Annotated in this window: 8 protein-coding genes and 1 pseudogene (1 of these 9 running past the window's edge); 7 read left to right on the top strand and 2 right to left on the bottom strand. The window is 67.4% G+C overall.

Annotated features, from left to right (window positions below; translation table 11 throughout):
• From ACFE77_RS15300 to ACFE77_RS15290, 3 genes and pseudogenes are all read left to right on the top strand, one after another.
• Positions 1-338 (top strand): annotated as a pseudogene (locus tag ACFE77_RS15300) (2-oxoacid:ferredoxin oxidoreductase subunit beta); it begins 709 nt to the left of the window's first position.
• 190 nt (positions 339-528) lie between these two features.
• The gene (locus tag ACFE77_RS15295) at positions 529-1,893 is read left to right on the top strand and encodes a cryptochrome/photolyase family protein (RefSeq protein ID WP_375422508.1); all 1,365 of its coding nucleotides are present in this window, start codon (positions 529-531) and stop codon (positions 1,891-1,893) included.
• 68 nt (positions 1,894-1,961) lie between these two features.
• Positions 1,962-3,179: a class I SAM-dependent methyltransferase gene (locus ACFE77_RS15290; protein ID WP_375422507.1), complete on the top strand. Its 1,218-nt coding sequence runs from the start codon at positions 1,962-1,964 to the stop codon at positions 3,177-3,179.
• A gap of 35 nt (positions 3,180-3,214) precedes the next feature.
• Here ACFE77_RS15290 and ACFE77_RS15285 read toward each other — a convergent pair whose 3' ends face one another.
• Both ACFE77_RS15285 and purF read right to left on the bottom strand, forming a co-directional pair.
• Positions 3,215-3,925, bottom strand: a complete 711-nt coding sequence (locus tag ACFE77_RS15285) for an SDR family NAD(P)-dependent oxidoreductase (RefSeq protein ID WP_375422506.1) — start codon at positions 3,923-3,925, stop codon at positions 3,215-3,217.
• 16 nt (positions 3,926-3,941) lie between these two features.
• On the bottom strand, positions 3,942-5,405 hold the full coding sequence (gene purF, locus ACFE77_RS15280; RefSeq protein ID WP_375422511.1) for an amidophosphoribosyltransferase: 1,464 nt from the start codon (positions 5,403-5,405) through the stop codon (positions 3,942-3,944).
• 128 nt (positions 5,406-5,533) lie between these two features.
• Here purF and ACFE77_RS15275 point away from each other — a divergent pair, with 128 nt between their 5' ends.
• From ACFE77_RS15275 to ACFE77_RS15260, 4 genes are all read left to right on the top strand, one after another.
• A complete protein-coding gene (locus tag ACFE77_RS15275) occupies positions 5,534-5,791 on the top strand; it encodes a Rho termination factor (RefSeq protein WP_375422505.1) in 258 nt (85 codons plus the stop codon).
• A 216-nt stretch (positions 5,792-6,007) separates the two neighbouring features.
• Positions 6,008-6,364, top strand: a complete 357-nt coding sequence (gene hisI, locus ACFE77_RS15270) for a phosphoribosyl-AMP cyclohydrolase (protein ID WP_375422504.1) — start codon at positions 6,008-6,010, stop codon at positions 6,362-6,364.
• Positions 6,361-6,849 carry a hypothetical protein gene (locus ACFE77_RS15265; RefSeq protein ID WP_375422503.1) on the top strand — a complete coding sequence of 163 codons (489 nt, stop codon included), beginning with the start codon at positions 6,361-6,363 and terminating at the stop codon, positions 6,847-6,849. Before hisI ends, ACFE77_RS15265 begins: the two co-directional genes overlap by 4 nt.
• A 30-nt stretch (positions 6,850-6,879) precedes the next feature.
• A partial coding sequence (locus tag ACFE77_RS15260; RefSeq protein ID WP_375422510.1) for a MerR family DNA-binding transcriptional regulator occupies positions 6,880-7,028 on the top strand: 149 nt, incomplete at its 3' end.

The following is a 7,028-nucleotide window of genomic DNA, read 5'->3' as shown; positions in this document are numbered from 1 at the left end:
GCAAGCCGCTGCTGTTCGCGGGCGGCACCAAGGGTCTGGCGATGGATGCCGATCGGCTGATGCTGAAGGTCGTCGACGTTACCGACGGCGATTGGGCGGCGGCGGGAGTCGCGGTCCACGACCAGACCAATCGCGGGCTCGCGCATATGCTGGTCGAGATGCCGTTCGGCGAGTTCCCGATGGCGCTCGGCGTGCTCTACGACGATCCCGCACCGACCTTCGACAGCGCGGTAATCGTGCAGAATGCCGAAGCCGCGGCGGGCAAGAAGCCGGATCTGCAGAAGCTGCTCAGCCAGGGTCAGACCTGGCAGGTGGAGAAGCAGCCTCACGTGATTTGAGGGGTGGGGAGGCAGCACCCGCTCTCAAATCCGGTCGTCATCCCCGCGCAGGCGGGGATCCAGACCGGCTAGCCTCGCGGATAACTCGCTGCGTTCGCCAGTATGGATCCCCGCCTGCGCGGGGATGACGGAAGTGGGGTGACGCGGCGATCGCCTTACATCAACAACCTGATCGGGCGATGACATCGCAATGACCCAGCCCGTCCTCCTCTGGTTTCGCCAAGATCTCCGCCTGTCCGACCAGCCCGCGCTTCTCGCGGCGGCGGCAGAGGGAGAAGTGATCCCCATCTACATCCTCGACGACGACACGCCCGGTGACTGGCGCATCGGCGGGGCGCAGCGTTGGTGGCTTCACCACTCGCTCGCATCGCTGTCCGCAGCGCTGGAGGCTGTGGGGTCGCGCCTGATCCTTCGCCGCGGCGGATCGGCGGAGCAGTTGCGCGCGCTGATGAGCGAGACCGGGGCGACGCGCGTACATGCGATCCAGCATTACGAACCCTGGTGGCGCGCGGCCGAAGACGAACTGGATGACGTGCTGGTGTTGCACGAAGGTAACCACCTCGCTCGGGTGGAGGACGTGGTCACCGGATCGGGCGGGCAGTTCAAGGTCTTCTCGTCGTTCTGGAAGGCGCTGTCGCACATTATGCCGCCGGCCGATCCGCTGCCGGCGCCGGATGAGATCGCCGTGCCCGCGACATGGCCGGCGAGCGATCGGCTTGCCGACTGGGCGCTGCTGCCGACCAAGCCCGATTGGTCGACCGGCTTTGATGAATGGACCGTCGGCGAAGAGGCGGCGATGGAGGCCGCGATCCAGTTCGCCGATGCGGTCGACGTCTATGACGAGGCTCGCAATCTGCCGGCGACGCAGGGCACGTCGCGCCTGTCGCCGCACCTTCATTTCGGCGAGATCAGCCCGCGTCAGGTGTGGCACGCGATCGGCGGCCGCAGCGAGGGGGTCACGACGTTCCGCAAGGAACTCGCGTGGCGCGATTTCACCGACGGCGTGGTGCTGTCGCTACCCGCTTATGCCGAAACGAACGGCCGCGCGGCGTTCGATCGTCTGCCGTGGCGCACCGGTGCTGAGGCGAACGACGACCTGAAGGCGTGGCAGACCGGACGCACCGGCTACCCGATCGTCGATGCCGGCATGCGTCAGCTGTGGGCGACCGGCTGGATGCACAACCGGGTGCGGATGATCGCCGCGAGCTTCCTGGTGAAACATCTGCTGATTGACTGGCGCGAGGGGCAGCGCTGGTACTGGAACTGCCTGGTCGATGCCGATTACGGCAACAACGCGGTCAATTGGCAGTGGATCGCGGGGACCGGCGTCGATTCGAACATGTTCAGCCGGATCATGGCGCCGCTCGGCCAGTCGGAGAAGTTCGGCGCGGGCGACTATATCCGGCAATGGGTGCCCGAGCTGCGCGGCGTGCCCGATCCGGCGATCCACGACCCCGACGAGAGCGGCAGTCGCCCGCGAGGCTACCCCGCCAAGATCATCGGCCACCGTGAGGCGCGCGTGCGCGCGCTGGAGGCGCTGAAGAAGACCAAGTAGCGGTCGATGAACACGCGTCGGCAGCGCGCCCTTTCCTCGGGCGCGGCGGTGCGGCATGAGCCCCGTCGATGAACGTCACCCAGCCGATCCTTGTCCCCGCCACCAGCGCGCGATCGGCGCGGATCGTCGCGCCGGTGTTTCACCGGCTGCTCGACCGGATCGATGCGGGGCTGCTGAGCGGCGGGATCGACGCGCGGCTTCCCGATGGCACCCACCGGCTGCTCGGCGGTCGCGCCGACGGCCCCGTGCCGGTCGTCACCCTACATCGCTGGCGTGCGCTGGTTCGGCTAACCACGGGCGGATCGGTCGGCTGGTACGAGGCATGGGTAGCCGGCGACTGGTCGAGCCCGGATCCGGTGCCGCTGTTCGACCTCTTCATGCGCAACCGCGTGGCGCTCGGCAATGCGGCGCGTTCGGGCGCTACGGCGCGGATCGCCGCACGGACGTGGCGCTGGCTGCGGCGCAATCACCGGCGCGGCTCGCGGCGCAACGTCGCGGCGCATTACGACCTCGGCAACGATTTCTACCGCGAATGGCTCGACGCGGGGCTGACCTATTCGAGTGCACGCTTCACGTCCCCCGATCTATCGCTGGAGGACGCGCAGCATGCCAAGCTGCAGGCGATCCTCGATCGGACCGCGACCGCGCCCGGCGACACCATCCTCGAGATCGGATGCGGCTGGGGATCGTTCGCGGCGCTCGCCGCGGCAGGTGATCGCAAGGTCCGCGCGCTGACGCTATCGACCGAGCAGAAGGCGGTCGTCGACGCCCAGGCCCTGCCCGGCGTTCAAGTCTCGCTCACCGATTATCGCGACATAGCCGGGCAATATGATGCGGTCGCCAGCATCGAAATGGTCGAGGCGGTCGGGCAGGAATATTGGCCCGCCTATCTCGACACGATCGTGCGCGCGCTGAAGCCCGGCGGGCGTGCCGCGATCCAGTATATCGCGATCGCCGACGACGTGTTCGACGCCTATGCCGACAGCATCGACTTCATCCAGCGCTACGTCTTTCCGGGCGGCATGCTGTTGTCGCGCAGCCGCTTCCGCGCGCTCGCCGAAGCGCGAGGACTGGCCTGGACCGACGAGGACAGCTTCCCGCTGGACTATGCCGAGACCTTGCGCCGGTGGCGGGTCCGCTTCGACGCCGCGGTCGGGGAGGGTCGGCTGCCGGCGCGGATAGACGCCCGGTTTGTCGCGATGTGGCGCTATTACCTGATGTACTGCGAGGGCGGATTCCGCGGCGGCGGCATCGACGTCGCGCAGGTAACGCTGGTGAAGGCGTAGAATATCGATCCTGCCGCGTCTCGCAGCAGCCGAGCCTAGTCCACCCGCTCGCGGTGACCGTCTTCGAAACCCGCTACCGCAAGCGCGACGATACGATCGGCGACCACCTGCGGGTCCTTCACCGATGCGGGATCCTCGCCGGGATAGGCGCGGGCGCGCATCTTGGTGCGGGTGGCGCCGGGGTCGAGGATGGCGGTGCGGATCCCACCGATTCCCGACACCTCGTCCCCGTAAGCGAGCAGCAGCGTTTCGAACGCCGCCTTCGACGCGCCATATGCGCCCCAAAAAGCGCGCGGCGTACGCCCGACGCTGGAGGTGACGCCGATCACCCGCGCCGACTTGGCCTGCTTCAGCATCGGATCGAACGCCGCGATCATCGCCGCTTGTGCGCTGACGTTGAGAGTCAGGACCTGCGCCAGTTCCTTGGGATCGATCGACGGCACCGCCGCTAGCGACCCGAGCATCGCCGCGTTCAGGACCATGATGTCGAGCGCATCCCAGCGTTCGCCGATCGCGGTCGCCAGCCGGGCGATGCTGTCCGACTCGGCGAGGTCGAGCGGCGCGATCGTCGCCGATCCCCCCGCGGCGAAGATCGTCTCCTCCACCTCCTCCAGCCCCTTGGCGGTCCGCGCGGTGAGGACGACGTGCGCCCCCGCGGCGCCGAGCGCGATCGCGGTGGCCGCGCCGATCCCGCGGCTTGCGCCGGTGACGAGCGCGAGCTGCCCGACGAGAGGCTGAACGGTCAAACGATCCTCCGAATGGTCAGATGACGCGCTCGGCGAGCAGCGCGAATTGATCGACCGACACGCTCTCGTCCTGATCGGTGAGCGTCGTCGGATAATCGCCGGTGAAGCAGGCGTCGCAATATTTCGGCCGGATATCGGCGCGGTGTGCTTCGCCCAGCGCCTTGTAGAGCCCGTCGATCGACACGAACGCCAGACTGTCGGCATGGATGAAGTCGGTCATCCCGCCGACATCATGCTTCGCCGCGAGCAGCTTGGCGCGTTCGGGCGTGTCGACCCCGTAGAAGCAGCTGTGCCGCGTCGGAGGGCTGGCGATCCGCATATGGACCTCCGCCGCGCCCGCATCGCGCATCATCTGCACGATCTTGAGGCTGGTCGTACCGCGCACGATCGAATCATCGACCAGGATCACGCGTTTGCCCTTGATCAGGGCGCGGTTCGCGTTGTGCTTCAGCTTGACGCCGAGGTGGCGGACCTTGTCGCCGGGCTGGATGAAGGTGCGGCCGACATAATGCGACCGGATGATGCCGAGTTCGAACGGGATGCCAGATGCCTGCGCGTAGCCGATCGCGGCGGGGACGCCCGAATCGGGCACCGGGATGACGAGATCGGCGTCGACCGGCGACTCGGCGGCCAGCTGCGCGCCGATCTCCTTGCGCACGGTGTAGACCGATTGATCGCCCGCGATCGAATCAGGGCGGGAGAAGTACACCCATTCGAAGATGCAGGGGCGCGGCGCCATCGGCGCGAAGGGGCGGATCGATCGGATCTCGTGGCCCTGGACGATGATCAGCTCGCCCGGCTCCACGGTACGGTCGAAGGTCGCCCCGACGACGTCGAGCGCGACCGTCTCCGACGCAAAGATTACCGCGCCGTCGAGCCGGCCCATCACCAGCGGCCGGATGCCGAGCGGGTCGCGGCAGGCGATCATGCCCTCGGGCGTCATCACCACCAGCGAATAGGCACCCTCGATCTGCTTCAGCGCATCGATGAAGCGATCGAGCAGCGTGCGGTAGCTCGAGGTCGCGACGAGGTGGATGATGGTCTCGGTATCGCTCGTCGACTGGAAGATCGAACCGCGGCGAACCAGCTCGCGACGCAGCCGGATCGCGTTCGAGATGTTGCCGTTGTGCGCGATCGCGAAGCCGCCCGACTGTAGCTCCGCGTATAGCGGCTGCACGTTGCGCAGCGCGGTCTCGCCACTCGTCGAATAGCGGACGTGCCCGCAGGCGACTTCGCCCGGCAGCGACCGGATGACGTCGTCGCGATCGAAGTTGCCCGCAACATGGCCCATCGCGCGGTGCGTGTGGAAGTTGGTGCCGTCAAAGCTGGTAATCCCCGCCGCCTCCTGGCCGCGGTGCTGGAGAGCATGGAGCCCCAGCGCGACCAGCGCAGCAGCGCTGGCGCCATCGCTGCCGGACACGCCGAAGACGCCGCACTCCTCGCGCAGCTTGTCGTCGTCATAGGGATTAGTGGTCAGCATCGCGGGGTCGCTCACGTGGTGCATGCGGGCCCATAGCCGCTGGCTGCGGGCTTGTCGCCTCTTTGTCACATAGGTTGGGAGCGAACGGTCGCAATGTGGGTTTTGGCAAAAATCGTGAGGAGCATGAAATGGCAAGGGACCACGGCGCCCAGATCAAGGACGACAAGCTATACGAAGACCTGATCGCGCAAGGCAATTCCAAGGAGAAGGCGGCACGGATTGCCAATGCCAAAGCCGCGGGGACGCTGGACCACCGCGGCACTCGGCTGGAAGATCGCAGCAAGACCGACCTGCTGAAGGAAGCCCGCGAGATCGGTATCGAAGGGCGGTCGACGATGGACAAGGCGGCGCTCGCGAAGGCCATCCGGGGGCATGGGAAGAAGTGATCTCCGCCGACGGACGCCTCCCGCTGTTGTGCTCCCGCGAAGGCGGGGACCCAGTACTGGGTCCCCGCCTTCGCGGGGACACAGATAGGCTGGATCGTCGGGCTAAGGTTAACGCCTGATGGCTAGATGTACCGAAAGGCATCGATAAAGTCGCTCATCGACCCGACTCTGGGCCCACGATTGTCGTTGTCGTGCCGACGCACTACCAATCTGCGCATGCCCGATCGCGACACCACCTCCCACCTCGACCCCAAGTACGACGCCGCCGGCCTGATCACCGCCGTGGTGGTCGATCCGCAGGGCGCGCCGTTGATGGTCGCGCACATGAATGCCGAGGCGCTTGCCGCTACCCAAACGAGCGGAGAGGCGCATTTCTGGTCGCGCAGCCGCGGGCGGCTGTGGAGGAAGGGCGAGACGTCGGGGAACGTGCTGCGCGTCGTCGAAATGCGGATCGATTGCGACCAGGACGCGATCTGGGTCGTCGCCGATCCCACCGGGCCGGCCTGCCATACGGGCGCGTACAGCTGCTTCTATCGCCGTATCGACGGCGACTCGCTCGTACCGATCGCGTGAGGCTGGCCTTTGCCGCGGCGCTGCTGCTGGCCGCGTGCGGCGAGCGTGCGGCCGAGAAGCAGGCGGACAGCCCCGGCGCGCGGCTAGAGGTAGCGGCGCGCGATGCCGGCTTGATCCCGGGGGAGAACGCGTCGCTGGTGGGATCGTGGGCGCGCGACACCGATCGGCTCTGCGTCGTGCCCGGTAGCAGGGGCGATTACCGAATCGGCGCGGTGGTCGATTATGGCGAGGGGCAGAGCTGCGCTGCAGCAGGCACGGCGTCGCGATCGGGCGGCAAGCTCGACATCCGCTTCGGCGATTGCCGCTTCGCCGCGCGGATCGATGGCGACCGGATCGCCTTTCCCGCCGAACTGCCAGTCGAGTGCGACCGCGTCTGCGCGGGCCGGGCGTCACTCGCGGCGGTCACGGTCGACCGGATCAGCGCGTCCGCCGCGGAGGCGTCGACGCTACGGCTCGGCACCGGCAAGCCACTCTGCGGCACTTGACGTTGACGTAAAGGAGAGGTAGTCGGGCGCATGGCCTCCAGTCACGCCTATGCCGTGCTCGAACCGCGCAGCGACCGGGACGATTTCTCGATCTCGGACCTGTGCGCCGAGTTCGGCGTGACCGCCCGCGCGCTCCGCTTCTACGAGGACGAAGGGCTGATTGGCCCCGAGCGTCGCGG

It is taken from the genome of uncultured Sphingomonas sp. (assembly GCF_964243315.1).
In the GTDB taxonomy this organism is placed as follows: domain Bacteria; phylum Pseudomonadota; class Alphaproteobacteria; order Sphingomonadales; family Sphingomonadaceae; genus Sphingomonas.
This window is presented reverse-complemented; position numbering and strand designations above follow the sequence as displayed.